The sequence below is a fragment of the Bradyrhizobium sp. LB13.1 genome (assembly GCF_054056815.1).
Genome location: NZ_JBSRYQ010000001.1, coordinates 5,059,810 through 5,086,561 on the forward strand (window position 1 = coordinate 5,059,810; position 26,752 = coordinate 5,086,561).

Consider the following 26,752-nt stretch of genomic DNA (forward strand, 5'->3'; position numbering starts at 1 on the left):
GTGCCGCCTCAGGCGCCGCTCACCGGCGCTTCGAAAACTGGATTCAAACTAGCCTCAGATTCGCTTGAGTTTCGTTAAACCCGGGGGCCGACTTTCTGCGATGTGGTTTCCAGTTGCTTGTCCGGGGTCGCAAGACTTGGGCACGAGACTCGGGCATGATGACTCCAAAGTAGACACTGAAAGTTAACGGAAAGGCAAACCGGCCACGTGAAAAAGCCTGTTCACAACCCCCGCGAAGTCGCTGAAATCGTTGCGCTTCAGGCGCTATCCTTCGTCGCCGGCGAGCCTGAGCGGCTAGGCCTGTTCCTGGCCGAGACGGGGGTCGGCCCGGAGATGTTGCGCAATGCCGCCTCGGACCCGAATTTCCTCCTCAGCGTGCTCGATTTCGTGATGCGCGATGACGCCACCGTGAAGGCCTTTGCGGACACTGCGGAGCTGCATCCGACCAACGTTGCTGCGGCGCGGCAGGTCCTGGGCGAAGCGCTCGGCGACCGCCATTGGGAGCGCGACGTGCCGTGACCGCTCCGGAGGCGGCCGGGCCTCTCTGCTTTTGCCGGGATTGTTCGGCCGATCTGGACATGGCCATCCAAAGCCTGGGCCTGCGGCGCTGTTCCGCCTGCGGTTCCCCTCGCGTCGTCCGCCACCGTGCGCTCGCAACCCTGACCATCGCCCATATCGACTGCGACGCCTTCTACGCGACGGTCGAGAAGCGCGACAATCCTGAGATCGCCGACAAGCCCGTCATCATCGGCGGGGGAAAACGCGGCGTGGTGTCGGCCGCCTGCTACATCGCACGCACGTATGGCGTGCGCTCGGCCATGCCGATGTACAAGGCGTTGGAAGCCTGCCCGCACGCGACGGTGATCGGGCCCGACATGGCCAAATATGTCCGGGTCGGGCGCGAGGTTCGCCAGGCCATGCAGGCGCTGACGCCGCTGGTCGAGCCGCTCTCGATCGACGAGGCCTTCCTCGATCTCTCCGGCACCGAGCGGGTGCACGGCATGATCCCGGCCAAGGTGCTGGCGCGGTTCGCGCAAAACATCGAGCGCGATATCGGCATCAGCGTCTCGGTCGGCCTCTCCTGCAACAAGTTTCTGGCCAAGATCGCCTCCGACCTCGACAAGCCGCGCGGCTTTGCCGCGCTCGACCAGGAGGAAGCCCGCGAGATGCTGGCTTCGAGGCCGGTCGGCTTCATCTTCGGCGTCGGACCGGCCACGCAGGAGCGCCTGGTGCAACGCGGCTTCCGCATCATCGCCGATCTGCAAAAGGCCGACGAGATTGAGATGATGCGGCAGTTTCCGAGCGAGGGCCGCAGGCTGTGGCGGCTCGCGCGCGGCATCGACGACCGCCGCGTTGAGCCTGATCGGGGCGCCAAGACGATCTCGAGCGAGACGACGTTCGAGACCGACATCCGCGATTTCGCGGCGCTGGAGCGGATCCTATGGCGGCTGTGCGAGAAGACGTCGTCGCGGCTGAAGAGCAGCGAGCTTGCCGGCTCCGCCGTCACGTTGAAATTGAAGACCGCCGACTTCCGCCAGCGTACGCGCTCGCAGTCGATCGCAGCCCCAACGCAGCTTGCCGCAAAGATCTTCTCGATCTGCCGCGAGATGCTGGCCAAGGAGATCGACGGCACCGCCTTCCGCCTGATGGGCGCCGGCGTCAGCGCACTGCGCGAGGGCTCGGTCGCCGACGACACCGACATGCTCGACCGCCGCGCCGCCCACACCGAGCGCGCGGTGGACAGCTTGCGTAAAAAATTCGGCAGCGCCGCGGTGATCCGAGGCATCGCCTATGAGGGGCCGGAGAAGGCGCAGGAGTGATGACAGGCGAACGCGATCTCGACGCGCTGCTGAGACACATGAAGCCGGAGATGCGGCCAGGCATCTTCGTGTTCTGCGCGATCCCGACAGACCCAGCCGATTCCCGCCGCGCTCAGTCCGCTGCTGACGTTTCGCGAACGGGAGGGCATCACGCTCGTGATCCCTCGCGAAGAGGCCGAAGCAGCAGGCCTAAGCTACGCGTTCGCCTCGCGCCTAATCACGCTGACGGTTCACTCCGCACTCGATGCAGTAGGCTTTCTGGCGGCGATCACGGCGCGTCTCGCCGCAGCCGGCATCAGCGTGAACGCCGTGTCGGCCTTTTATCACGACCATCTCTTCGTGCCTGCTGACCGGGCCGACGAAGCGATGGCTGTTTTGCAAGAGGCGTCTGGAGCGTAGCCCGAAATCAATCCGCGACCGCGATCGCCTCGATCTCGATCATCCACTCCGGCGCGGCGAGCGCGGAGACACCGACGAGGGTAGAGGCCGGCGGCTCCATGCCTTCGAAGAAGGCCGAGCGGGCCTTGCCGATGATCGGGCGCAGCTCCGGCTTGTAGTTCACGACGAAGGTCGTGATCTTGACGATGTTGGCGTAGCTCGCGCCGGCCGCTTTCAGCGCGTGGCCGAGATTCTGCATCACCTGCGTGGTCTGCGCGGCGAGATCGCCCTCGCCTACGATCCGTCCCTCCTCGTCCACCGACACCTGGCCGGAGATGTAGATGGTCCGCGCCCCCGTGGCGGTGACGACGTGCGAATAGGCCGGATTGTGATGCAGGCCGCTGGGCCGGAGATGATCGAGCTTGGGCATGGTTGGCCTCCCGTATGTCAGTGATTGGGAGGGAGCGTAGCTGGAGAGGGAGCGGAGAGCCAGCCCCGTCATTGCGAGGAGCTCTTGCGACGAAGCAATCCAGAATCTTTCCGCGGAGGGAGTCTGGATTGCTTCGCTTCGCTCGCAATGACGAAAAAACCCTCAATTGCAGGGCTTGCTGTCCTTCGCGTCGAACTTGCCCATCGCGCCCGAAATCACAAAATCGTTGTAATCGAGCACGAGCTGGCGCGAGACGCCGTTTTCGTAGAGCTCGAACGCCATCGCGTAGACCGGCGTCTGCTCGCCTTCCTTCTGCTGGGCCTCGCGGTCGAAATAGCTGACGGTCACGGGCCAACGCTTGAGCGACTTCATGTGCTCGTCGGACGTCGACGGATCGGGCGAGCCCTCGCGCTCGGCCGGGATCGGTTGGCCGATCACGGTCAGCGTGTTGTAGACCTTCTGGCCATCGTCGGAGCCGTCATAGACGGAGAGCTCGAGCAGCGACTTGCCGTCCTTGGCGGCGGCAATGATGCGCTGGATCTGTTCGGTCGGGAATACGATCTTGCCGTCGAGCGTAAAGCTCTTCGGCGCCGGCAGCTTCAGCTTGACGTTGATGTGGTCGCCGTCGCGCTCGGCCGAGCCGTCGACCCGGCCGGCATCCGCCTCGTTCATCCGCGTCTCGATCTTGAAGCGGTAGCTTTTGCCGGCGGCGTCCTCCCAGGAATTGGAGCGGAGGTCGCTAAGCGTGACCTTGCCCTCGCCGCTGTCGAGCTCGGAGACCTGGCGGAATTCGGAGGTGTAGCCCTCGCACGAACTGCCGGCGAAATTGTAGAGGATGCGACCGCGCGCGCTGTTGACCGAATTGGAGCGCGATTTCACCAGGCTCAAATCGTAGAGTGCCTGATGCGAGAGGAATGGACCGTTGGCCGCCTGCGCGACGCCTCCGGGACCGAAAGTGGCCGCCGCGAGCGCCGTCACACCGAGCGAAGTCCGGAAAAGGTGCAGCATGTCTGGTCCCTTGGGGAAAGCGCAAATTTGACATTTTAATGAACGTTCCATTGCGTCGCAACTGAGGCCGTTTCACGTAAAGTTGCGGCTACAGTTGAACCACCTGCCCCACCTCGACAAGATGCGGCCCCTTGCAGGCCCTTGGGCTTGCTTGCATGTGGCGGCACGATGGGCGAAACAGGGCGCGCCCGGACTGCAACGGATGCGCCCGGGCGAATGGATTTTGGACAACGAGGTCGGACATGGCGGGCACGGTCGAACAGAAGCTGGCGGAACAGGGCATCAAGCTGCACGAGGCGCCCACCCCCGTGGCCAATTACGTGCCGTTCGTGCGTACCGGTAATGTGCTGTTCGTCTCCGGTCAGGTCTGCTTCGCCCCCGACGGCAAGCTGATCGCCAAGGGCAAGCTCGGCGCCGGCGTGACCATCGAAGACGGCGCGGCGGCCGCCCGCGGTTGCGCCGTCAATCTGCTGGCCCAGGTCAAAGCGGCGCTGGGCGACCTCGACAAGGTCGTTCGCGTGGTGCGCCTCGGCGGCTTCATCAACTCGGCGCCGGACTTCCTGGACGGGCCCAAGGTCCTCAACGGCGCCTCTGACCTGATGGTGGCCGCCTTCGGCGACAAGGGCCGCCATGCCCGCACCACCGTCGGCGTCGCCTCGCTGCCCGCGGATGCGGCGGTTGAGGTCGACGGCGTGTTCGAGGTCGCCTGAGCGGAATGCGCGCTCCCGATTGGCTGACAGCCCGGCCGGTCGCCCATCGCGGCCTGCACGACATTTCCCGCGGAATCGTCGAGAACATGCCGGGCGCGGTTCAGGCTGCGATCGCGGACAATTTCTCGATCGAAGTCGACATCCAGCTGTCGTCCGACGGCGAGGCGATGGTGCATCACGACCATGAGCTGGGCCGCCTGACCAAAGCCGCCGGCGCGCTGGTCGAGAAGACCGCCGCCGAGCTGAAGGCCGTCGCGTTCAAGGACACGGCCGAGCGGATGATGTCGCTCTCCGACCTCTGCAGCATGGTCGCCGGCCGCGTGCCGCTGGTGATCGAGGTCAAAAGCCATTTTGACGGCGACCGCAAGCTGGTGAAGCGGATGGCCGAGGTGCTGGCGTCCTATCAGGGGCCCGCGGTCGGTATGTCGTTCGATCCCGACCAGGTGCTGGCGCTGCGCGACCTGTTGCCCTCCCTCCCGCGCGGCATCGTCGCGCAGCGGAGCTATGAGGACGAATATTGGGCTTACCTGAACCAGGAGCAGCGCGACAGCATGCTGTACCTGCGCCACGGCTTCCAGACCCAGCCGCATTTCGTCGCCTTCAAGGTCGACCACCTCCCGGCCCCCGCCCCCTGGATCGCCCGCAACGTCTTCGGCTGCGCCCTGCTCGGCTGGACCGTGCGCACGACCGAGCAGCGGACGCGGGTCGGGCAATATGCAGACCAGATGATCTTCGAGGGCTTCGTGCCGTAGGCTTGATGTTCCCACTCTTGAAGTCGCTGCTGCAATGCACGATCTTGGGCACGATGGCACCATCCGAAATCACCCTCGAAGCAGTACCTTCCATTGGCGAAGTGTCGCCGGACGATTGGGACGCCTGCGCCAATCCCGTCAAGATTTGTAACGGGCATGGCAAGGAAACCTCATCCGGGCTTCCAGGCGATTCCCATGGCCTCTCAAGGCCCGCCTATAACCCCTTTGTCTCCCACGCATTTCTTTCCGCGATCGAGAAATCGGGTTCGGCAACAATCCGCACCGGCTGGGGGCCTCGGCATCTCGTGGCCAAGATCGATGGCCGCGTTGCGGGGGTAGCGCCCTGCTATCTGAAATCGCATTCGCAAGGCGAATACGTCTTCGACCGCGGCTGGGCGGATGCCTATGAGCGTGCCGGCGGGCGCTATTATCCGAAGCTGCAGGTTTCGGTTCCCTTCACGCCGGCGACGGGGCCGCGGCTGCTAGTTCGCAACGGCGTTGACCACGAGCGCATCACGGAGGCGCTGGCGAGCGGGCTGGTGGCGCTGTGCGGCGTCAGCAAGGCCTCTTCGGTGCACGTTACCTTCGCGCGCGAGGCGGAGTGGAAGCTGCTCGGGAAGCACGGCTTCCTCCAACGCACCGACCAGCAGTTCCACTGGCACAACCCGGGCTTTGCGACGTTCGACGATTTCCTGGCGACGCTGAACTCACGCCACCGCAAGTCGATCAAGCGCGAGCGGCGCGATGCACTGGCCGCCGGGGTCACCATCCACTGGCTCACGGGCAAAGACATCACCGAGGATGCCTGGGACGCCTTCTTTCAATTCTACATGGAGACCGGCTCGCGCAAATGGGGCCGGCCGTATCTGACGCGGGAATTCTTCTCGCTGATCGGCGAGACCATGAGCCAGGACGTGCTGCTGATCATGGCACGCCGCAACGATCGCTGGATCGCTGGCGCGATCAACTTCATCGGCTCGGACACGCTGTTCGGCCGCAACTGGGGTGCGGTCGAGCATCATCCCTTCCTGCATTTCGAGGTCTGCTATTATCAGGCGATCGACTTCGCCATCAAACACGGCCTGGGGAATGTCGAGGCCGGCGCGCAGGGTGAGCACAAGATCGCGCGCGGCTACCTGCCGCGGACCACCCACTCCGCCCACTTCATCGCCGATCCCGGCTTGCGCCGCGCCATCGACGATTACCTCAAGCGCGAGCGCGCCTATGTCGCAGAAGCCGGACGGGAGCTGGCCGAGCTCGGCCCGTTCCGCAAAGGCGCCGACGAGGCGCCTTGACGGTTCACTGCTGCTGGTGACAGTAGCGCGAAATTCCAGGGAGCTGCCGCCATGACCGCCTACGACACCAACAACATCTTTGCAAAAATTCTGCGCGGCGAATTCCCCTGCCACAAGGTCTACGAGGATGAGCACGTGCTTGCCTTCCTCGACATCATGCCGCGGGCACCAGGCCACACGCTGGTGATTCCAAAAGCCCCTGCCCGCAACATCCTCGACATCAAGCCTGATGACTACGCCCATGTCGCCCGCGGCGCGCACAAAATCGCAGCCGCTGCGATGACAGCGTTTAGGGCTGACGGTATCACCGTGCAGCAGTTCAACGAGGCGGCCGGCGGACAGGTGGTATTTCATCTCCACATGCACGTGATGCCGCGCCACGACGGAGTGGCCCTACTGCCGCCCGCCAGCCGCAAGGAAGACGTCAAGGTGCTGGAAGAGAACGCGACCAAGCTGATCGCGGCGTTGAAGGAGGTTTGAGTTTCTCGGCTCGTCATTGCGAGCGAAGCGAAGCAATCCAGACTGTGTCCGCGGTGGCAGTCTGGATTGCTTCGTCGCAAGAGCTCCTCGCAATGACGCGGATGGAGCGAAGCGCCTTCACTCCGTCTGAAAATCCCCCGGCTGCGGTGCGGCCAGCGGGGTGAACTCGCAACGATCGGGCTTGATGTCGATCAGCGGCGTGTTGTCGATGCAATCGAGTCCACGCACCAGAATCGCATTGCCCTCGATGCCGACGAGCTTCACGATCGACGTGCCGATCGGATTGGGCCGGACCGGCGAGCGCAGCGAGAAGGTGCCCCGGGTCTTCTCGTTGTTCTTAGGGCTTTGCAGGACGATGTCGCGGCGCGACTGGTCGAGCCAGTAGAGCACTTCGAGGTTGCTGTAAAAATCGACGCCCTTGATCGCCGGCACGAACGGTTCGAAGATCTCGAGCCGGCATATAGGGCCGTCATGCCGGCCTTGCCGCGGGGTCTCCAGCCGCGAGGTCCAGGGCGTGCGGATGCGGCCGATGAAGACGAGGCCGGCATCCTGCGTCGATGGCAGCTCGATAGAGACTTCACCCTCGCGGAGCTGGTTTTCGCGAACCATATTTCCAATTCCCTGCTGTTCGCCGGCGGTTTTAGCCCAACCACCACGTACCGGCCAGCATGAAGACTTCGCCCGCGACCACGCCGGCGAAGATCGAGCGGCGGGTCAGCAGGAAGACGATGAGGCCGGCGCCGACCGCACCGTAGCGCAAGGCATCCGGCACGCTCGCAAGCGCCCCGGGCGGCTCGACCACGATCTGGGCGATGACGCCGGCCAGGATCGCGGTGGCGACCGCCCGTACCCAGACCAGAAGCTCGGAGCCCTCGTCGATGCCGCCGCCGAACCACAGGCCGAGCATGCGCCATATCTGGTTGGGAACAACGCCAGCGACGAACAGCACGGCGAGCGCGTGCCAGTCGCCAATGAGCTGTGCAAAGCTCATGCGCGCACCTCGCGCCACCAATGCACACCATAGGCAATCGTGCCGGCCACGAGGCCGCTGACGAGGATGTCGAGGCCGGAGTTCATCTTCGCGGCCAGCGGATAGAGCAGAACCCCGAGCGCCAGCGCGACGCCGTCGGCGACCTCGCGGCTGTTGCGTGCGGTCGAGAACAGGAAGGACAGCGGCGTCAGCAGCAGGATCGCGGCGCCCAGCGTCTGCGTCAGATTTGCAGCGAGGAAATAGCCGACCGTGTTGGCGGTAAGACACACCGAGACGAGACCGAAGCCAAGTCCGTTGACAAAGGCGATCCGGCGCTCACGCGGCACCTGCGGCAGGAAGCGATGGCATTCGACCCACAGTGTCACCGCGGTGAGATGCGCCGCGAAAAACAGCTCGCGCCGTTTTGTCGTCGGCGTGCGCATCAGCGGCAGCACCGAGACCACCATCGGAAACAGGGCGGACGGCGCTGACCGTGACTGCGATCGCCGACTGGATGACGGTCGCGCCAGAGCCGAGCGTGGTGATCAGGATGATCTGCGCCGGTCCCGCCCAGACGAACAGCGTCGAGCAAAGCGCCCATAGCAGGCTGAAATGGCTATCGTGGGCGAGCGCACCAATGCCGAGATAGGTCGCGAACAGGACGAGGGTGAGGATCGTCTGCGTGATCGAGCGCAGTCCCCACGCAAAGGCGCGCCAGGGACTTTGCCATTGAGGTGAATCGAGCGGAGGAAGCGCCACGGGAGTCTTGGACGGATGAGGAATCGTGCCTGCATAACGGGCAATGCGGCGCCTCGCGTCAAGGAAGCGCGCGGCGGGGCTGGCATGCACGCCGGGACAGATGCCCCTACCCGCTCACGCCGCGGTTCTTCAGCACGAAGCACGCCCCGCCGGCCTTGCGGATGCGACCGCAGAGTTCATCCGCCTCGCTCCGCGTATCGGCGCCGATGCGCACCTGGTGAGAACGCGCGCGTGCCGCGGCTGCGCATCACCGAGCTCAGCAGGCTCGGATCACGTTCGCCGATCACGGCGCTCAGCCGTGTGACCGCGCGGGAATACATCGCCAGCGCCCGGTTGCGGTCGAAGCCGGCGGCGAGCTGCACGCCCCAGATCTTTGCGGCCGCGAGCTCCACATGCTGCTCGAGCTCGGCGACGAAGGCATTTGGCGCGCGCTTCAGGAGCACCATCAGATCGCGGCAGCTCGTCGGCGGCGAGCTCGGCGGGCCCTTGCCGGTGCTGCCGGCCTTGGCCCATGCATCGACGCTCGTGCCGGTGATGGCGAAGACGTAGTTGCGCGTCTGGTCCGGCATCGGACCGGCGCCGGCGAGCCATTCCTGGACCCGGCGCGGGCCGGCATTGTAGGCGGCGGCCGCCAAGCCGAGATTGCCGAATTGATTGCGCAGCTCGTTCAGAAATTCCGCCGACTTCGGCAGCGCCTGCACCGGATTGAAGGGATTGAGCAGTCCTCGCTCGCTCGCGGTGCCCGGCATGAATTGCGCGATCCCCTGCGCGTGCTCGCCGCTGCGCGTCATCGGCCCCACCGCATCAGCCTGGAAGCGGCTCTCCTGCCAGATCACGCGGGCAAAGAACTCCAGCGGCAGATTGGCATCGCGCGCGGCGGCCTCGATGATCAGGCAGATCGACTCCCGCGTATCATTCTCGCGCGCATCGCCGGACTTCGCCGGCGGCGTCGCGAGTTCCTCGACGCTGGGGACGGCGACGTCAGTCTTTGCAGGCGAGCTGTCCCATGCTGCGACCCGTGTCGCCGAGACAAGCAGTGTGGTGATGATGCACAACGCAATCTGCACCCATCTCGTGCAGGCATGGTGATGGCGCGCGCCGGCGCGGCGTGCAACAAGATGATCTGCCATGTTGTGGCATCGTGCCATGGTTCGACGAGTTGCCAATATATGCTGCCTGACCTGCTTTTCTCAATGCGATATCCCGCCAAACGGATCCGCGCGATCCTTGCCCTCGCCGCAATCATCCTGAGCGTCGCGCCAGCCGCCGCGCAGGTGAAATGGCGGATGACCACGGAATATCCTGAGAATAACATCTCCGGGATCGGGCTGACGACCTTCGCCAGCCGCATCTCCGAGCGCACCCACGGTTTCGTGACCCTGACCAACGCTTTCGACAACGAGCTCAAGATCAATTCGGGCGAGATGCCGCGCGCGGCGCTGGACGGCCGGATCGCGGGCGGCGATGCCTTCGCGGGCGCGCTCTCGGGCCTCGACCCTGTGCTCGGATTGTCCACCCTGCCCTTTCTCGTGCAATCGGTCGAGATCGCCCGCGCCGGCAATTTGCGAGCGCGCCCGCTCTATGAGAAGGCGCTCGCTGCGCGCGGCCTCAAGCTGCTCTATCTGACGATCTGGCCGGCCACGGGCCTCTGGTCGGAACGGTCGCTCGACAGCGCCGACGATCTGCCGAAACTGAACTTGCGGGCCTACGATGCCAATTCCAGCGAGGTCATGCGCGCGGCCGGCGCGAACGCGCAATTCCTGCCGATGGACGCGGCACTTGCCGGACTGAGGGAACACCGGCTGAATGCCTTCCTCACCTCCGGCGACGGCGGCGCGGGACGCAAACTGTGGGACTTCCTGCCGCATTTCACGGCCATCAACTACGCGATGCCGATCTCGATCGCCTTCGTCCGCAGCGACGCATTTGCCGAACTGTCCGAGCCGATGCAGCGCGAGGTGCTGGCTGCTGCGGCCGAGACTGAGCAAAGCCAGTTTGCGCTGCTCGCCCATCGCACATCCGAAAATTATGCGCGCATGCGGGACAATGGCGTCCATATCGCCGAGCCGGCGCCTGCGTTCCTTGTCACGGAGCTGCGGAAGGCAGCAAACGACGCGATCGCCGCCTGGGAAACCCAGGCAGGCGCGGAGGCGACCGCAATCGTCGAATGGGCGAGACAGCAATGAGGAAGCTGTAGCGGAATCTGCGATGAACGCTCCGCTGGCGTCGCTGCTTATCGCCCTAGGTTTTGACCGGAACCGGGATTTCGCCCCGGATGGCGCGGTCGAGGGCATCGATCAGCGCCTGGATCTCGATAAACTTGTTGCGCGCTCGCTCGGCCGTGTCGCGCACAAAGGGAGCGGCCAGCACTTTCGCATGCGCGTCCCTGTCCTCGATCATGCGATCACGGGCCTTCTGCAGAGTTTCAAGTCGCTCGCTCATCCGGCCTCTCCCAAAAAATTGTCTCGATCCTAGTCCGGACTCGCCGGTCGACGAGAACACGGCGAACAAGCAACCCTCAACAGCCGCGGCAGATGTTCTTCAGCTTCGCTGCGGTTTTGGCCTCTTCCGCAACGAACGGGTCCTTGTAGGCACTACGGGACGCATCGTTCTCCGCAGCAGCGGGCTTTTTCTCCTTCGGAGGAAATGCAGCATCGTAGCAGGCGAGACGTTCGCTCGTGCTTTCGATCGCGCGGCAGTCCGGTCCTGCCGCGACAGCGCCTTGCGACAGTGTGCCCAGCATCAATGCGACAAGAAGCGCTCTCCGGCGGATCCAGTCGACCAGACGAAATCCAGCCATATACGCTCCTGCTCAGTCGGCGGGAGCACTGGTGACCCTCAGTCACCGGTTGATGCCGATGGAAGGGCGGTGATGGCGCGACTCTACGCGTCCCTCCCGCGAATAGCGAGCTTTAAGGGATACGCAATATCAAGAAGGCGGATTTCGGCGTGGCAATTGTTGCGCGTTGCCTTGGTCCGCGGCCTCGTTTAGGTCAAGCAATAGACGGCGGCATCAACGCAGGCACGGCAACATGGTTACAATCTATTTCGATCTCGACGGCACGCTGACCAACCCAAAACCCGGGATCACGCGCTCGATCCAGTACGCCCTGGAGCGGCTGAACGCGGCGGTGCCGAGCGAGGACGAGCTGACCTGGTGCATCGGCCCGCCGCTGCACACCAGCCTGGAAAAGCTCACCGGCAGCGCGGAACTCGCCGACCGGGCGCTGCTGCTCTATCGGGAGCGCTTCAGCGATGTCGGCCTGTTCGAGAACGAGGCCTATGCCGGCATCATGGACACCCTGACAACGCTTGCCGCGACGACACCGCGCATGTTCGTGGCGACCAGCAAGCCCGCGGTTTACGCCACCCGCATCGTCGAGCATTTTGGACTAAAACCGTATTTCGAGCGCGTGTTCGGCTCCGAGCTCGACGGCACCCGCGTCGACAAGCGCGACCTGCTGCGCTACGCGCTCGACGAAGCCAAGGTCGATCCCGCCAGCGCGATCATGATCGGCGACCGCAGCCATGACGTGGTCGGCGCCCTCACCAATGGCATGACGGCGATCGGCGTGCTGTATGGCTATGGCAGCGAGGCCGAGCTGCGGGACGCCGGCGCGCATCACATATGCGCTGCGCATCCCGAGCTGCTCACTCACTGCGTGGCCTAAGTTCTAGGCACTGACGGTCTCCACCGCCGCCAGCATGCCGGTCTTGGCGTGGCAGTTCAGATATTCGAAGAACTGCTCGTCCGCCGCGGCCACAGTGACCTCGTGATAGAGCCGCAATTTTGCCGATGGCCCGAGCGTCGACAGATATTTCATCGCCGCGCCGAATATCTTGACGTGGGTCGGATGCGATTCCGCCCACCGCTCCAGCGCAGCCAGGCTCTTCCACCAGCTTTGGCCGTAGGACTTTTCGCTCGCGTTCCCGTCGGCTGCAAGCACGCGCATGTAGCGGTTGGCGTAGCAGCCGATGCCAAGACCGTCATCGCGCAAGAAATCCATCCCCTCGCGCAACACCGGCTCGACGTCGTCGAGATAGAGCTTTCGCTCCGAGGTCTCGGTATCGCTCCAATCCTGTCCTGACCGGATCAGGCAGAGATTGTCGTGCGCTTTCACGCGCAGCCGCGCGCCGTCGCGGATCAGCTCGGGATTGCCGCCCGGCGACATCGGATCGGTCTGCGACAGCGGGATGCGGTCGCGCATGCCGCCCCAATAGGCGTGCTCCTGCACCTCGCCGCTCATGCCCTGCGCAATCACCGCAACGCCCTCGGGCCGGTCGAGCGAGGAGAACAGCGTCTCGTGCCGCGCCACCGTGGGGCGCAGCACCTCGATAAAGGTGCCGACGCCCTCGAACTGCTTCCCGGTCCAGGCCTCGCGCGCCGGTCCGAACCAGGCGTCGAAGCGCGCGATGTCGTCCCAATAGGCCACTGAGACGACGTTCTCGTAGCCGGCCTGATCGACATATTGCGCGCGGTCCCAGTGCGAGGGCCCGTCTTCCGCCGCAAAGCGCTCCGCGATTTCGGCGAGCGCGTCCGTCGCGACCGCCGGCGCCGAGCCACGATATTGAACGCCGAAATAGGCCATCAACACGCGGCTCACGGCGGGCTTGTAGCGCGCCACGAAGGACGGATATGGCGGCCGGTAATCGTCCGGCACACGCTTGTGGCGCGTGCGCGGGGTCTCGAGATGCAGAGGAATTGCGGATTCCATGATCGTGTCCCTCCCTCGATCCCGACGATCAGCTCGCCGCCGCGGCAATGTCGGTGGGCTCGACGCTGTCGACCGGCAGCGCAAACTGCTCGACGCGCTGGTATCGCTTCTTGTTGAGCAGGAGCCGCGTCACGTCGGGCCGCGAATAGTGCCCGGCGGGATCAGCGGCGTTCTTGGCGACACCGATGGCGCCGAGATCGATTTCGGCGATCAACAGCCCTTCCTGGTCCGGCGCGAGCTTGTCTCCGATCTGGCTCCCGTCAGGGCCGTAGATCGCAGCAAAGCCACCGCCGGCATGCAGCAGCGCGTGCTTGTCCGGCCGATCGCAGAGCTCGTCGATCATCGCCTGCGAGACCGTCGCGCAAGGCGCCAGCACGAAGCAGGATCCTTCCACCGCGTAGACGCGCGAAGCGGCGTTGTTGACCTCGGCGCCGAGCGCTGGCGCGAAAGGATCGTAGAGCGAAAAACTCGGCCAGGCCGCAACATGCACCTGCTCGTTCTGGGCATACATCGCGTATTTCGACAGCGGCTGGAGATGCTCCCAGCAGCACAGCGCGCCGATACGGCCGATGTCGGACCGCGCATGCACGGCGAGATCGCTGCCGTCGCCCTCGCCATAGACGGTGCGCTCCGCATGGGTCGGCCGCAGCTTGCGGCGCTTTGCGATGGTCTCGCCATCCGGCCCGATCAGCCATTGCGCCAGGTAAAGACTGCCGCCGTCACGCTCTGACAGGCCGAACACGGCGGTGAGCTTGGCCTTGCGTACAGCGTCGCGCAGCCGCTCGGACTGCGGGCTGTCGTAGGACAGCGAATTGTCGAAATAGCGCTGCACGAAGCCGCGACCGATCGCCCAAGCCGGCGAATCCATCCAGATGTGCCAGGGGTAGCCGGGGATGAAGGCCTCCGGAAAGGCGATCAGCTTGGCGCCCTTCTCGGCGGCGTCCCTGATCAGGGCGATCGATTTGTCGATCGAGGCATCGAGGTCGAGCCAGGCGGGCGCCGCCTGCACCACCGCGACCTTGTATTTCGGATGTTGGATGCCCATTCCCGCCTCCCTTGCCGGTTGATCGGAAGCTACGTCCGATGCAGTCTATTGGGCCAGAGCCGGACCAGGCCCGCTCGACCGCCCCGGCACGAAAACTCGACTGGAACGGCGGTACGGGATTTGCCTCCGGTCAGGCGCGATCCGCGCAACATGCGATTTTACGGGATGTGAAAGGGAGGCTCTGCAGATGCCAATCCAGTTCACCACGGACGACAGCCCCGGCCACCGCCGGCTTGCGCTCTGGCAGGATATCGTCTGCGACGTCTTCGTCGGGCTCGACTGCAAGTCCGACCTTGGCAGCGCCTTTCGCGGCTCGGTCACCCGGGCGCCGCTGGGCAAGGCGGAATGCTCCGAGGTCTGTTCCGATCGTCAGCACGTGTTGCGCACGCCCTCTCGCATCGCGCGCTCGGATCAGGATTTCATCCTGATCGCGCTCGGCAATCGCGGCGCCGGCGGCGTGGTGCAGGACGGCCGCGAGGCCGTGGTGCATCCGGGAGAGTTTGCGCTCTACGACACCACGCGTCCCTACGAGCTGAAATTCGGCGGCACGTTCACGCAGACCATCTTCAAGGTGCCGCGCGAGATGCTGCAGCGCCGGCTCGGCGCGACCCAAGCCCTTACCGCCAGCACTTTCGGACCGGACTCGCCGCTGCAGAGGATCGCCTACGATTTCATCTACCGGCTTTGCCAGAGCGCGGATCAGATCGATCCGCTCCACGCCGCTGCTCTGTCGGAACAGGCCGTCGACGTCCTGGCGATGGTGCTGGGCGAGCGGCTAGGCCAGACGCCGCTGCCGTCCTCGACCCATCGCTCCGCCCTGCTCTACCGGCTGAAAGCGCATATCCGGGCTTATCTTGCCGATCCCGACCTCTCGCTGTCCGAGACCGCAGCGGCGCTCGGCATCTCCTCCCGCTACGTCAACGATCTCCTCGCCGACGAGGACACCTCGTTCCAGCGCTACGTTCTCGGTGAGCGCCTCGCTCAATGCAGGCGCGACCTCGCCTCGCCCGTGCTCGCCCACCGCCACATCAGCGAGATCGCCTTTGCCTGGGGCTTCAACGACCTCTCCCATTTCGGTCGCGTCTTCCGCGAGCATTTCGGGATGTCGCCGCGCGATTTCAGACAGAGCCAATTGCGGCATTGACATCCGGGGGCAGCCATTAGCCGGAGCCTTCGCTTCAGGCAAAGGCAATGCTCGTGAATTCCAGATTGTCAGGTGCTGCCGCCGGGATCAGGCTGGCGCACATGAGGACTCACGCCAACACAAGCGGATCGGAGGTCTTGCTGGGCATCATCGCGATCCGGCTCGCGGTGCTGGTCGTGGTGGGCTGGACCCTGACGCTCTTGCCGCGGCAGGCGCGCGAGAGTGACGCCGGCTGCCTTCCCTCACCTGTAACGTGGAGCGCGGCTCGGCTTCCGGCGACGACGACCGGCGCGCGCGTGACTGACGCAGCCTTCGACGACATGCTTCTGCACGACTAGGGCCGCTCCCAAGCAAGGCCGGTATGTGGGCGTGGAGTAGGACACGGCGCCAGCTTGCATTACCATTCGGCACCAAGGCCGTACCGTTCAACCAGCGGCCAGCCGAGGAGCATATCGATGGAATACCGACGCTTGGGCCGCTCAGGCCTCATGGTGCCCGCCTTGAGTCTTGGGACCGGCACCTTCGGCGGCGTCGGCCGCCTCGCTGCGTGGGGCACGACGGACGCAGCCGAAGCGCGGCGCCTTCTGGATATCTGCCTCGATGCCGGAGTGTCGATGTTCGACACCGCGAACGTCTATTCGCTCGGCGAGTCCGAGCGCGTTCTCGGCGAGGCCATCAAGGGCCGCCGCGACAAGGTTTTGATCTCGACCAAGGCAACGTTCCGCTTCGGCGACGGCCCCAACGACATCGGATCGTCACGGCAACATCTGCTCGCGGCCATCGATGCTTCGCTGAGCCGGCTCGGCACCGATTACATCGACCTGTTCCAGCTTCACGGCTTCGACGCCTTCACCCCGCCTGAAGAGGTGCTTGCGACCCTCGATGGGCTCGTGCGCGCCGGCAAGATCCGCTACGTCGGCGTCTCGAACTTCTCCGGCTGGCACCTGATGAAGTCGCTTGGCGTCGCCGACAAGCACGGCTTTCCGCGCTATGTCGCCAACCAGACCTACTATTCACTGATCGGGCGCGACTACGAATGGGAGCTGATGCCGCTCGGCCTCGACCAGGGGCTCGGCGCCGTGGTCTGGTCGCCGCTCGGATGGGGACGCCTCACCGGAAAGATCCGCCGCGGCCAGCCAAAGCCTGACGTAAGCCGCCTGCCCAAGACGGCCGAGTTCGGCCCGCCGGTGCCGGACGAGCACGTCTATCGTGTCGTCGAGGCCATCGACGAGGTCGCGAAGGAAACGGGCAAGAGCGTCTCGCAGATCGCGTTGAACTGGCTGCTGCAGCGTCCGACAGTCTCGACGCTGATCATCGGCGCGCGCAACGAGACGCAGCTTCGCGAAAATCTCGGCGCGGTCGGATGGTCCTTGACCAAGGATCAGATCGCAAAGCTCGATGCCGCGAGCAAGGTGACCCTGCCCTATCCGTACTGGCACCAGCGCACGACCTTCACCGACCGCAATCCGCCGCCGGTGTAGACACCTTCGGAAACGCGAAATCGCCTGGCAGGCTGCGAAAGCCGTCCTGCCCATGCCTCGCCGCCGGGAGACCCGCTCCCGGTGCAGGAACTGTCCGTCTCCTGCCGGGTTGCGATGCATCTCGCTATTTCCTATTCGGAGATGTACCACGGCTCGAATCAAGCGCGCCTCCACCATGTCGCCTGCCCCCATCGAGCATGCCGACGGCCTGCCGCAGCCGCAGCGCAACCAGGCGGTGCTGACGATTGCGCTCGGCATCATCATGGCGGTCGTCGACAGCGCCATCGCCAACGTCGCGCTGCCGACGATCGCGGCCGACCTCGACGCGAGCCCGGCCTTCTCGATCTGGATCGTCAACGGCTACCAGCTCGCGATCACGATCTCGCTGCTGCCATTGGCTTCGCTCGGCGAGATCGTCGGTTATCGCCGCGTCTATCTGGTGGGGCTGGTGCTGTTCACGCTCGCGTCGGCCTTCTGCGCGCTGGCGCACACGCTGCCGCTCCTCACGATTGCACGCATCGTGCAGGGGTTCGGCGCGGCCGGCATCATGAGCGTCAACGCGGCGCTGGTGCGCTTCACCTACCCGCGCAGCCAACTCGGCCGCGGCATCGGGCTCAACGCCCTCGTCGTCGCCTTCTCGGCCGCGGTCGGCCCGACGCTCGCCGCCGGCATCCTAGCGTTCGGCAGCTGGCCCTGGCTGTTCGCCATCAACGTCCCGCTCGGCGCGGTGACACTCGTCCTCGGCCTGCGTAGCCTGCCTCACACCAAGGCTGCGAGCCACTCCTTCGACTGGCAGAGCGCGGGGCTGTCCGCGATCACCTTCGGCGTCGGCATCGCGGCCGTCGACAGCGTCGGTCATGGCGAGGCCGCCATCACCTGCCTCGTGCAGTTTGCCATCGCCATCGTCGCCGGAGCGCTGCTGATCTACCGCGAAACCCACGTGGCTTCGCCGCTGCTGCCGGTCGACCTGTTGCGCATCCCGGTGTTCGCGCTGTCAATTGCGACCTCGATTGCCTCGTTCTGCGGGCAGATGCTGGCCTTCGTTGCGATCCCGTTCTACCTGCAGAGCCGCTTCGGCTATTCGGCGGTGCATATGGGCCTCCTGATCACGCCATGGCCGATCGCTGTGGCGTTCGCGGCGCCGCTGGCCGGCCGCCTGGTCGAGCATTATCCGGCGGGCTTGCTCGGCGGCATCGGGCTCACGCTGTTTGCGTGCGGCCTCGGCACGCTCGCCTTCCTGCCGGCGACGCCTACACCGCTCGACGTGATGTGGCGGATGGCGCTCGCCGGTGCCGGCTTTGGCCTGTTCCAGACCCCCAACAACCGCACCATGATCGCCGCCGCTCCGCGCGAGCGCGCCGGCGGCGCGAGCGGCATGCTGGGCACCGCGCGGCTGCTCGGCCAGACCACTGGCGCGGCGCTGGTCGCGCTGTTCCTCGGTCGCTATCCGATCGAAGGAACCAGGATCGCACTGCTCACCGGCGTCGGCTTCGCGCTCTGCGGAGCCATGCTGAGCATGTTGCGGCTGTCGCCCGCGGGCGCGCGCGGTGCCGAGCATGTCCGCGTGCAGGACGATCAGCGTCTGCGGGGCGATTAGCGGGCCTCTCTCCGACGACGCAATCCGTAGTTTTACGATGCCACGCAAGGAGTATTGCCCTCGCGCTTTGGTTGCGCTTCCCTGCAACCAGGCTGGGGATATTTTATGAGTTGTTTTAAGGTTCTGGCGCTTTGCGTCGTGGCTACGGCAGCAACTGGGTGTGCGGGTCGCGCTCCAACTCCGGTTTCGGTGGTGCAACCTCAGGACCGGTACATGGATTGCGCAGCCATCGGGATCGAGGTCCAGACCAACAACGCCAAGGTTCAGCAACTCGCTTCCGACAAGGGCTTGAAGGTCGCTCAAAACGTCGCTGCGGGAGTGGCGGGCTTGGTCATTCCCGTGCTTTGGTTCGGTATGGATTTCCAAGGTACGGCTGATACCGAAATACAAGCACTTCAGGCTCGCCAGCAGTATTTGGCTGCGCTCGCTGAGCAACGTCGCTGCGGAGAAGATACCGGAGAGGCGCAAAAGGTGGTCGCGGGGCCTTCGAAGAGACCCAAGGCGAAACCGAGGGCCGGGCCCGCTCCTATCGCTGCGGCTGCCCCGCCAGCGGAAGAAAAGTAAGCTTCGTCTCTCACGAGGGCATCGGCGCTCCCTACCTAAGGAAGCGTGGCCCTCCAAATAAAAAGGCCGGCTCTTCAGCCGGCCTTTTCAATTCATTGCGCGCAAATCAAGCTTTGACCAGCGGACCCTTGGTCGGCCCTTTCGAACCGCCCGGCTTGGACTTGCCCGGCGGGCGTTTGCGGGCGCCCGGGAGCTTCTCCTGCTTCGGCGTAACCGGACCCTCGACGAACTCGAAGCCGATCTTGTCCTTGGTCTCGTCGGCCTCGTCTTTGACGAGGACGACGCGGACGTGGCCGCCGCCCTTCAGCTTGCCGAACAGCACCTCGTCTGCCAGCGGCTTCTTGATGTGCTCCTGGATCACGCGAGCCATGGGACGTGCGCCCATCTGCTCGTCGTAACCATGCTTCACCAGCCAGGTCTTGGCGGGTTCGGACAACTCGATGGTGACGTCGCGATCGCCGAGTTGCGCTTCGAGCTGAAGCACGAACTTCTCGACCACCGTGCCGATCACCTCGACGCTGAGATGGCTGAACGAGACGACGGCATCGAGACGGTTGCGGAATTCCGGCGCGAACTGCCGGTTGATCGCCTCGTGGTCGTCGCCTTCACGCTTCGAGCGCGTGAAGCCGAACGCCTGCTTGGCGAGATCGGACGCGCCGGCATTCGTGGTCATGATCAGGATCACGTTGCGGAAGTTGACCTGCTTGCCGTTGTGGTCCGTGAGCCGGCCGTGGTCCATGATCTGGAGCAGCACATTGTAGAGATCAGGATGCGCCTTCTCGATTTCGTCGAGCAGCACCACGCAATGCGGATGCTGGTCGACGCCGTCGGTAAGCAGGCCACCCTGGTCGAACCCGACATAGCCGGGAGGCGCGCCGATCAGGCGCGACACGGTGTGCCGCTCCATGTATTCGGACATATCGAAGCGCAGCAGCTCGACGCCGAGTGACGCCGCGAGTTGCTTTGCGACCTCGGTCTTGCCGACGCCGGTGGGGCCCGAGAACAAATAGCAGCCGATCGGCTTCTCCGGCTCGCGCAGGCCGGCACGCGCCAGCTTGATCGAAGCGGCGAGCGACTCGATCGCCTTGTCCTGACCGAACACGGTGCGCTTCAGGGTCTGCTCGAGATGCTTGAGCACCTCGGCGTCGTCCTTTGACACGCTCTTCGGAGGGATCCGCGCCATCGAGGCGATCGTGGTCTCGATCTCCTTGATGCCGATGGTCTTCTTGCGCTTGTTCTCGGCGACCAGCATCTGCGCCGCACCGGATTCGTCGATCACGTCGATCGCCTTGTCCGGCAGCTTGCGGTCGTGGATGTAGCGCGAGGAGAGCTGCACCGCAGCCTCGATCGCCTCATTGGTGTATTTCAGCCGGTGGTAGTCCTCGAAGTAAGGCTTGAGCCCCTTGAGGATCGCGATCGCGTCCTCGACCGTCGGCTCGTTGATGTCGATCTTCTGGAAGCGCCGCACCAAGGCGCGGTCCTTCTCGAAGTGCTGGCGATATTCCTTATAGGTGGTCGAGCCCATGCAGCGGATGGTGCCCGAAGCAAGCGCCGGCTTGAGCAGGTTCGAGGCGTCCATCGCCCCGCCCGACGTCGCGCCCGCACCAATCACGGTGTGGATCTCGTCGATGAACAGGATGGCGTTGGGATGCGCCTCGAGCTCCTTCAGCACCTGCTTCAGGCGCTCTTCGAAGTCGCCGCGATAACGCGTGCCGGCAAGCAGTGTGCCCATGTCGAGCGAGAACACGGTCGCAGCGGCCAGAACTTCCGGCACCTCGCTGTCGACGATGCGCTTGGCAAGGCCTTCCGCGATCGCGGTCTTGCCGACACCGGCCTCGCCCACGAACAGCGGATTGTTCTTCTGCCGGCGGCACAGCACCTGGATCGCGCGGTTGATCTCGGAATTGCGTCCGATCACCGGATCGATCTTGCCGTCACGCGCCTTCTTGTTGAGGTTGACGCAATAGGTCTCGAGCGCCTCGCCCTTCTTCTTGGCGTCGTCGCTGCCCTTGGTCTCGGTCTCCTCGTCGACACCGCGCACGGGGCGCGCCTCGGAGACGCCCGGCCGCTTGGCGATGCCGTGGCTGATGTAGTTGACGGCGTCGTAGCGCGTCATGTCCTGCTCCTGCAGGAAATACGCGGCATGACTCTCGCGCTCGGCGAAGATCGCGATCAGCACGTTGGCGCCGGTCACCTCTTCGCGGCCGGACGACTGCACGTGGATCACCGCGCGCTGGATCACGCGCTGGAAGCCGGCAGTCGGCTTGGCGTCGTCGGCGCCGTCCGTCACCAGATTCTCGAATTCGGTCTCAAGATAATTGACGAGGCTCGTGCGGAGCTTGTCGAGATCGACGCTACAGGCGCGCATGACGGCGGCTGCATCGGAGTCGTCGATCAGGGAGAGCAAAAGATGCTCGAGCGTCGCGTATTGGTGATGACGCTCGTTTGCGATCGCCAGTGCACGATGCAGGGATTGTTCAAGGCTTTGGGAAAAAGTCGGCATTCGCGTCCTCTATGGCCCCCACCATCATGATCGTCATCGACCGGTCAGGCAACAACAACCTTTGTCACATATAGGTATATAAGATCGCGGCGAAAGGCCGGTTCCGCGACTCAGGCGGCTGCACAGCTGCGGTACTTTTTGATGCAAAACCCGTTCCGGTTCGGGCGCGATCGGCGCCGGTGCAGAATTCCGTAGTTTTGCCCGCAACGAACATCGCGCGCAGACCTCACGCGACGATCACACTGCGACATGCACAAGAGCCGGCCTCGAACGCGCCGTAGGTGTCTTACTTCTTTTCCATCACGCATTGCAGCGGATGCTGGTGCTTGCGGGCGAAATCCATCACCTGCGTCACCTTGGTCTCGGCGATCTCGTAAGTGAACACGCCGCACTCCCCGATCCCATGATGATGGACGTGCAGCATGATCTTGGTCGCGGCCTCGGCATCCTTCTGGAAGAATTTCTCCAGCACGTGAACGACGAATTCCATCGGCGTGTAATCGTCGTTCAGGATCAGCACGCGGTACAGGTTCGGCCGCTTGGTCTTGGGTTTGACCTTGGTGATGACGGACGTGTTTGGCGCGGAGGGACCGCCGGGACGGTTCTCGTCGTTGCTCATCCGGGGAGCGTGGGCGGCGGCGGACAATTCTGGTCTGGAAGACAATTGCGGCATGGCTCAGGCGTTCAAATTCCCCACGGAAGCGTATGACGGTTCACCTCGCAGCCCCGTCTTCGGAGCTTCGCACAGGCGCGCCGCCTTGTTGGATCGCCGCTTTCAACCGATCCGGTCCAAACCAGATCGGCTTCAGCGAATATGGGCCTGCCCCCGGCTCGCCGCAAGCATGCGACGGATCGGCCGATGCGGCCGCGGCGGCCCCGATTCTCGGTCGGAGCGATCCTCGGCAAGGTTAATCAATCCGGACCGATTTGACAAAAACTTCCGCTCGCCCGTTTAGAAGATGTTGACCAGGAACCCGGCCGTTGACGCCGCTGCGACGGTTTCGCGCGGGATACTTCGGTTTTCTACGGTTGAATTTACCGGGCGTTCAATGGCGTGGCGCGAAAACCGGCAAAGTCAAAGATTTTCGGAGATCGCCATGTCTCGCCTGCCCCTCGTCAGCCGTATTGGTCGACAGCTCGCCCGGTTCGGAGCGGCCGAACAAGGCAATATCGCCGTGATCTTCGCCATCGCGCTGCTCCCGGTTTTGACCTTCGTCGGAGCTGCGGTCGACTACAGCCGCGCGGTCCAGGGCCGTTCCGCGATGCAGTCGGCCCTCGATTCCACTGCGCTGATGGTCTCCAAGGATCTGTCGTCCGGCACCATCACGACGTCGCAAATCAGCACCAAGGCGCAGGACTATTTCAAGGCCCTGTTCACCGCCACCAACACCCTGCCGTCAGTCACCGTCGCGGCCACTTACACCGCAAGCACCAGCATGGGCTCCACGATCCAGGTCACCGGCACCGGCAGTTACACGACCACCTTCATGAAGGTCGCCGGCTTCCCGACGCTCGACGTCGGCGCCAATTCCACCAGCGCCTGGGGCCTGGTGCGCATGCGCGTGGCCTTGGTGCTCGACAACACCGGTTCGATGGCGCAGGACGGCAAGATGGCGGCGATGCAGACCGCCGCGAAGAGCCTGGTCGATCAGCTCAGCGCGCTCGCCAAGACCAGCGGCGACGTCTACATCTCGGTCGTTCCGTTTGCCAAGGACGTCAACGTCGGCAACAGCAATTCCAGCAAGTACTGGATTGATTTCAGCGATTGGGACGCGGCGAACGGCAGCTGGAGCTGCACGTCAGGCAGCAACAACAACTGCAACAATTGGAAGTGGACACCGGCCAACCATAATGCCTGGACAGGGTGCGTGGTCGACCGCGACCAGGATTACGACATCAAGAACACGACGCCCACGAGCGGCAATGTGGGGACGCTGTTCCCGGCCGAACAATACTCCTACTGCAACACAGGCAGTTCGTCCTATCTGCAGCCGATCATGCCGCTGAGCTACGACTGGAGCTCGCTCAAGGGCCGGATCGACGACATGAAGCCCACCGGTAACACCAACCAGGGCATTGGCCTTGCCTGGGGCTGGATGACGCTGTCGACCGGCGATCCCATGAACGCGCCGGCCAAGGACACCAACTACACCTACAAGGACGCGATCGTGATCCTTTCCGACGGTCTGAACACGCAGAACCGCTGGTACAGCAGCGCTTCGCAGATCGACACGCGGCAGAAGAAGCTGTGCGACAATGCCAAGGCTCAGCCCAGCAACATCACGATCTATACGGTGCAGGTGAACACCGGCAGCGACCCGACCTCCAGCGTGCTGCAATATTGCGCGAGCGGCACCGACAAGTTCTATCTGGTAACGAAGGCAGATCAGACCGTCTCGGTGTTCAAGGACATCGGGACGTCGCTGTCGAAGCTGCGCGTGGCGCGCTAAGACCGACCCGCCGCGACACAAAAAAGCCCGGCTGCTTCAGCCGGGCTTTTGATTCCAGGTCGCCCAGGAAACGTTAGTTGGCGGCCGGCGTGAACTTCGACACGATGGTCTCGACCGGCTTGAACGCCTGCTTGGCGAGATCGCTGTAGAGGCCGGCGATCTTCTGCGATTCCGCGACGAAGGTCTCGTAGGCGGAACGGGCGAAATCGGTCTGCGCTTCGACGGCCTTGTCCAGCGACTTCACACCGGAAAGCTTCTCGACGAAGGACTTGGTGTCTTCGAACGACTTCTTGGTGTAGTCGCCATAGGCGCTGGCGATCGCCTGAAGGCCGTGCTGCATCGAGGTCGCGGAGGCGACGTACTGCTCGAAGTGCTCTTTCCCGTAGCTCTGAAAGTCTTCAACCTTGAACATTCGGAATCCTTTTCCCTAGCTCTCGTCGGAAGCCCCGGCTCCCTGACTCTGCTCACAATTAGTGCAACGCACAAAAAAGTCAAGAATCTTGTGCGACGCACAAAAATGCATGCAAATTCGCGGAGATTCCCGGGGGTTCCCGCAATGGTTCCTTAAGCTTTTGGAAACCGCGGCCCCGTACTTTGATTCCCTGGACGTCTTCAACTTCCGCAAGCGGCCGAAAGCCGTTGAAGAACATCACCTTAGCCAGAATAGCGGCTCAGGCCCAACCTCCCCCGCGGCGAACACCTGTGGAGGGGCAGCCTGAGCAGGTAATGATCCCGGATCTCATGGGCACAATTTCGCCTCACGAGCCGGTGATCAAGTCAGAAACGGGGACGGGGTTTCATGCTTCGTAAAAACTTGTCTTCCTCGCGCTTGGCGCGGATTGGCGTTTTCGGGCTTCTTACGGTCACCACCGCAGTCATCTTCACCACCGATGCTGCCGAGGCGCGGCGCCATCGGCGCCATTACGCGCAGCATCGCGTGCAGCGCGATGTGTCCGAGAGTTCCAGCCCGAAATTCGCGTCGATCATCGTCGACGGCAATTCCGGCTCCGTGCTCCAGGCAACGAGCCCCGACGGGATCCGCCATCCGGCCTCACTGACCAAGATCATGACGCTCTATCTACTGTTCGAGCGTCTCGAGTCCGGCAAGATGAAGCTCGACACCGAGATGCCGGTGTCGCAGCACGCCGCCGATCAGGATCCGACCAAGCTGAACCTGCGTGCCGGCCAGACCATTCGTGTCGAGGACGCTATCAAGGGTCTCGTTACCCGCTCGGCCAACGACGCAGCCGTGGTGATCGCGGAAGCGATCGGCGGCGACGAGGACGACTTCGCCCAGATGATGACGCGCAAGGCGCGCTCGCTCGGCATGTCCAGGACGGTCTACCGCAACGCCAACGGTCTTCCCAACGACGAGCAGGTCACGACCGCGCGCGACCAGGCCACGCTCGGCCGCGCCATCCAGGAGCGCTTCCCGCGCTACTATCGCTATTTTGCGACCTCGACGTTCAACTGGCACGGACAGCCGATCCGGAACCACAATCATCTGCTCGGCAGTGTCGAGGGCGTAGACGGCATCAAGACCGGCTACACCCGCGCCTCCGGCTTCAATCTCGTGACCTCGATGCGCCGCGGCAACCGCCACCTGATCGGCGTGGTGCTGGGCGGCCGCAGCGGCGGCTCGCGCGATGCCATCATGCGCAACCTGCTCGCAGAGAACCTCGATAAGGGCGCGACCACCCACACCGTCGCCGCGGTCACCGAGCGCAATGGCTCTGGCGCCGCTGTCGAGGTCGCCGATACGTCGGATACCCCGGCCCCCTCCGCTCCGCAGGTTCAGGCCGCCGCCGCTCCTGGCCCCGAAACAGCCCCGCAGCGTCTCGCCTCGCGCCTGTCGGCGCTTGCCGCTGCGACCGCCGCGATGCCGCCGGCTCAGCCCAGATCTGAAACCAGCAAGCCTGAAGTTCGGCCGACTGAATCCAAGATCGAGCCCGCGCCGCTCACCAATGGCGTGATCTCGAGCCAGCCGCTCTCTCTCATCCCCGGTTCGTCCGAGCCGATGAAGCCGGTCCGGGTCAAGACTGTCCAGGTCAAGGCCGGCACCGTGAAGGTCGCCTCCGCCGCCCCGGCTCAGGTCGCACCGCAGGTCACGAGCACGATCGCGGCCCGCTCCGACATCGCCGAAACCTCCAGCGCCGTCGTCGCCCGGGCAGACCTCATCAACAAGCGTGAGGTCGTCGGCCAACCGGAAGCTCCGAGGGCCGAGCTCGCCCGTACCGAGCTGCCGCGGCAGCCGGCGGGCTTCGGCACCGGCAATGGCATCCTCGGCGTATTGCCGGCCGCAACCGCCGCCGCGCCCGCTCCGGCCGTCGCGAAGCTCGCTTCAGCCGACCCGACGCTGCAGCCGATCCAGATGAGCGCCACCACCAGGCCGGCCGTCACCCATAGCGGCTGGATTGTCCAGGTCGGCGCGCTCGAGAGCGAGAACGAAGCCCAGCAGCGCATCGACGCGGCGCGCAGCTCGGCCCGCGGCCTGCTCAGCAAGGCCGACCCGTTCACCGAGGTCGTCGCGAAAGACAATCGCAAGCTCTACCGCGCCCGCTTCGCGGGGCTCGAGCGCGACCAGGCCGAAGCCGTCTGCCGCACCCTGAAGCGCGCCGATATCTCCTGCATCACCGTCCGCAACTGATCTT

The 26,752-nt window shown here is 64.3% G+C and carries 26 protein-coding genes and 3 pseudogenes; 16 read left to right on the forward strand and 13 right to left on the reverse strand.

Annotation, left to right across the window (positions count from 1 at the left end):
* Positions 1–207 precede the first annotated feature (207 nt).
* The 3 genes and pseudogenes from ACVWYI_RS24205 to ACVWYI_RS24215 all read left to right on the forward strand — a co-directional run bounded on the left by ACVWYI_RS24205 (position 208) and on the right by ACVWYI_RS24215 (position 2,219).
* Positions 208–519: a DUF3572 domain-containing protein gene (locus ACVWYI_RS24205; protein WP_456663393.1), complete on the forward strand. Its 312-nt coding sequence runs from the start codon at positions 208–210 to the stop codon at positions 517–519.
* Positions 516–1,820 carry a DNA polymerase IV gene (locus ACVWYI_RS24210; protein ID WP_456663394.1) on the forward strand — a complete coding sequence of 435 codons (1,305 nt, stop codon included), beginning with the start codon at positions 516–518 and terminating at the stop codon, positions 1,818–1,820. Before ACVWYI_RS24205 ends, ACVWYI_RS24210 begins: the two co-directional genes overlap by 4 nt.
* Positions 1,820–2,219, forward strand: a pseudogene (locus ACVWYI_RS24215) (ACT domain-containing protein). The gene ACVWYI_RS24210 and the pseudogene ACVWYI_RS24215 overlap by 1 nt, the downstream one beginning before the upstream one ends.
* 7 nt (positions 2,220–2,226) lie before the next feature.
* Here ACVWYI_RS24215 and ACVWYI_RS24220 read toward each other — a convergent pair.
* A complete protein-coding gene (locus tag ACVWYI_RS24220; RefSeq protein WP_354051585.1) occupies positions 2,227–2,628 on the reverse strand; it encodes a RidA family protein in 402 nt (133 codons plus the stop codon).
* A 162-nt stretch (positions 2,629–2,790) separates the two neighbouring features.
* On the reverse strand, positions 2,791–3,636 hold the full coding sequence (locus tag ACVWYI_RS24225) for a cell envelope integrity EipB family protein (protein WP_456663395.1): 846 nt from the start codon (positions 3,634–3,636) through the stop codon (positions 2,791–2,793).
* A gap of 242 nt (positions 3,637–3,878) precedes the next feature.
* Here ACVWYI_RS24225 and ACVWYI_RS24230 point away from each other — a divergent pair, with 242 nt between their 5' ends.
* The 4 genes from ACVWYI_RS24230 to ACVWYI_RS24245 are packed head-to-tail and all read left to right on the forward strand — an operon-like array spanning position 3,879 to position 6,873.
* Positions 3,879–4,346 (forward strand): RidA family protein, encoded by a 468-nt coding sequence (locus tag ACVWYI_RS24230; RefSeq protein WP_456663396.1) that lies wholly within the window; start codon positions 3,879–3,881, stop codon positions 4,344–4,346.
* Positions 4,347–4,351: 5 nt separating this feature from the next.
* Positions 4,352–5,098 (forward strand): glycerophosphodiester phosphodiesterase, encoded by a 747-nt coding sequence (locus tag ACVWYI_RS24235; RefSeq protein WP_456663397.1) that lies wholly within the window; start codon positions 4,352–4,354, stop codon positions 5,096–5,098.
* Positions 5,099–5,151: 53 nt separating this feature from the next.
* Positions 5,152–6,393, forward strand: a complete 1,242-nt coding sequence (locus tag ACVWYI_RS24240) for a GNAT family N-acetyltransferase (protein ID WP_456664570.1) — start codon at positions 5,152–5,154, stop codon at positions 6,391–6,393.
* A gap of 51 nt (positions 6,394–6,444) precedes the next feature.
* Complete coding sequence (locus tag ACVWYI_RS24245; RefSeq protein WP_247340675.1) at positions 6,445–6,873, forward strand: HIT family protein; 429 nt, start codon at positions 6,445–6,447, stop codon at positions 6,871–6,873.
* A gap of 117 nt (positions 6,874–6,990) precedes the next feature.
* Here the strand turns inward: ACVWYI_RS24245 and tsaA are convergent, their stop codons facing one another.
* From tsaA to ACVWYI_RS24265, 4 genes and pseudogenes are all read right to left on the reverse strand, one after another.
* Entirely contained in the window at positions 6,991–7,482 is a 492-nt protein-coding gene (gene tsaA / locus ACVWYI_RS24250; protein ID WP_354104966.1) for a tRNA (N6-threonylcarbamoyladenosine(37)-N6)-methyltransferase TrmO, read from the reverse strand.
* Between the two features lie 31 nt (positions 7,483–7,513).
* A complete protein-coding gene (locus ACVWYI_RS24255) occupies positions 7,514–7,864 on the reverse strand; it encodes an AzlD domain-containing protein (protein WP_247340677.1) in 351 nt (116 codons plus the stop codon).
* Positions 7,861–8,602: pseudogene (locus tag ACVWYI_RS24260) on the reverse strand (AzlC family ABC transporter permease). Before ACVWYI_RS24260 ends, ACVWYI_RS24255 begins: the two are co-directional and overlap by 4 nt.
* A gap of 106 nt (positions 8,603–8,708) precedes the next feature.
* Positions 8,709–9,750 (reverse strand): annotated as a pseudogene (locus ACVWYI_RS24265) (transglycosylase SLT domain-containing protein).
* Positions 9,751–9,771: 21 nt separating this feature from the next.
* Here ACVWYI_RS24265 and ACVWYI_RS24270 point away from each other — a divergent pair.
* Positions 9,772–10,788 (forward strand): TRAP transporter substrate-binding protein, encoded by a 1,017-nt coding sequence (locus ACVWYI_RS24270; protein ID WP_456663398.1) that lies wholly within the window; start codon positions 9,772–9,774, stop codon positions 10,786–10,788.
* Between the two features lie 55 nt (positions 10,789–10,843).
* Here ACVWYI_RS24270 and ACVWYI_RS24275 read toward each other — a convergent pair whose 3' ends face one another.
* Together ACVWYI_RS24275 and ACVWYI_RS24280 are read right to left on the reverse strand one after the other, a co-directional pair.
* Positions 10,844–11,044 carry a hypothetical protein gene (locus ACVWYI_RS24275; protein WP_247340679.1) on the reverse strand — a complete coding sequence of 67 codons (201 nt, stop codon included), beginning with the start codon at positions 11,042–11,044 and terminating at the stop codon, positions 10,844–10,846.
* Positions 11,045–11,120: 76 nt separating this feature from the next.
* Positions 11,121–11,402, reverse strand: a complete 282-nt coding sequence (locus ACVWYI_RS24280; RefSeq protein WP_247444336.1) for a type VI secretion system-associated protein TagO — start codon at positions 11,400–11,402, stop codon at positions 11,121–11,123.
* A gap of 232 nt (positions 11,403–11,634) precedes the next feature.
* Here ACVWYI_RS24280 and ACVWYI_RS24285 point away from each other — a divergent pair, with 232 nt between their 5' ends.
* Entirely contained in the window at positions 11,635–12,273 is a 639-nt protein-coding gene (locus tag ACVWYI_RS24285; RefSeq protein WP_456663399.1) for an HAD family hydrolase, read from the forward strand.
* Between the two features lie 3 nt (positions 12,274–12,276).
* Here the strand turns inward: ACVWYI_RS24285 and ACVWYI_RS24290 are convergent, their stop codons facing one another.
* Both ACVWYI_RS24290 and ACVWYI_RS24295 read right to left on the reverse strand, forming a co-directional pair.
* Positions 12,277–13,317 (reverse strand): phenylacetaldoxime dehydratase family protein, encoded by a 1,041-nt coding sequence (locus ACVWYI_RS24290; protein ID WP_456663400.1) that lies wholly within the window; start codon positions 13,315–13,317, stop codon positions 12,277–12,279.
* 28 nt (positions 13,318–13,345) lie between these two features.
* Complete coding sequence (locus ACVWYI_RS24295) at positions 13,346–14,362, reverse strand: carbon-nitrogen hydrolase family protein (RefSeq protein WP_456663401.1); 1,017 nt, start codon at positions 14,360–14,362, stop codon at positions 13,346–13,348.
* Positions 14,363–14,549: 187 nt separating this feature from the next.
* Here ACVWYI_RS24295 and ACVWYI_RS24300 point away from each other — a divergent pair, with 187 nt between their 5' ends.
* From ACVWYI_RS24300 to ACVWYI_RS24320, 5 genes are all read left to right on the forward strand, one after another.
* Entirely contained in the window at positions 14,550–15,506 is a 957-nt protein-coding gene (locus ACVWYI_RS24300; protein ID WP_456663402.1) for an AraC-like ligand-binding domain-containing protein, read from the forward strand.
* A 101-nt stretch (positions 15,507–15,607) separates the two neighbouring features.
* Positions 15,608–15,844 (forward strand): hypothetical protein, encoded by a 237-nt coding sequence (locus ACVWYI_RS24305; RefSeq protein WP_456663403.1) that lies wholly within the window; start codon positions 15,608–15,610, stop codon positions 15,842–15,844.
* A gap of 117 nt (positions 15,845–15,961) precedes the next feature.
* A complete protein-coding gene (locus tag ACVWYI_RS24310) occupies positions 15,962–16,987 on the forward strand; it encodes an aldo/keto reductase (RefSeq protein WP_247444342.1) in 1,026 nt (341 codons plus the stop codon).
* A 175-nt stretch (positions 16,988–17,162) separates the two neighbouring features.
* The gene (locus ACVWYI_RS24315) at positions 17,163–18,584 is read left to right on the forward strand and encodes an MFS transporter (protein ID WP_456663404.1); all 1,422 of its coding nucleotides are present in this window, start codon (positions 17,163–17,165) and stop codon (positions 18,582–18,584) included.
* 213 nt (positions 18,585–18,797) lie between these two features.
* The gene (locus ACVWYI_RS24320; protein WP_456663405.1) at positions 18,798–19,148 is read left to right on the forward strand and encodes a hypothetical protein; all 351 of its coding nucleotides are present in this window, start codon (positions 18,798–18,800) and stop codon (positions 19,146–19,148) included.
* A 106-nt stretch (positions 19,149–19,254) separates the two neighbouring features.
* Here the strand turns inward: ACVWYI_RS24320 and clpA are convergent, their stop codons facing one another.
* Together clpA and clpS are read right to left on the reverse strand one after the other, a co-directional pair.
* A complete protein-coding gene (clpA, locus tag ACVWYI_RS24325) occupies positions 19,255–21,651 on the reverse strand; it encodes an ATP-dependent Clp protease ATP-binding subunit ClpA (protein ID WP_247444344.1) in 2,397 nt (798 codons plus the stop codon).
* Between the two features lie 286 nt (positions 21,652–21,937).
* Positions 21,938–22,270 (reverse strand): ATP-dependent Clp protease adapter ClpS, encoded by a 333-nt coding sequence (gene clpS / locus ACVWYI_RS24330; RefSeq protein ID WP_247340690.1) that lies wholly within the window; start codon positions 22,268–22,270, stop codon positions 21,938–21,940.
* Positions 22,271–22,748: 478 nt separating this feature from the next.
* Between clpS and ACVWYI_RS24335 the strand changes: the two genes are divergently transcribed.
* Positions 22,749–24,101, forward strand: coding sequence for a pilus assembly protein TadG-related protein (locus ACVWYI_RS24335; RefSeq protein ID WP_456663406.1), 1,353 nt, complete (start codon positions 22,749–22,751; stop codon positions 24,099–24,101).
* Positions 24,102–24,174: 73 nt separating this feature from the next.
* On the opposite strand, the gene ACVWYI_RS24340 is transcribed toward ACVWYI_RS24335, so the two are convergent.
* The gene (locus tag ACVWYI_RS24340) at positions 24,175–24,513 is read right to left on the reverse strand and encodes a phasin family protein (protein WP_456663407.1); all 339 of its coding nucleotides are present in this window, start codon (positions 24,511–24,513) and stop codon (positions 24,175–24,177) included.
* 387 nt (positions 24,514–24,900) lie between these two features.
* On the opposite strand from ACVWYI_RS24340, the gene ACVWYI_RS24345 reads away from it, so the two are divergent.
* Positions 24,901–26,748, forward strand: a complete 1,848-nt coding sequence (locus ACVWYI_RS24345; protein WP_456649576.1) for a serine hydrolase — start codon at positions 24,901–24,903, stop codon at positions 26,746–26,748.
* The last annotated feature ends 4 nt before the right edge of the window (positions 26,749–26,752 follow it).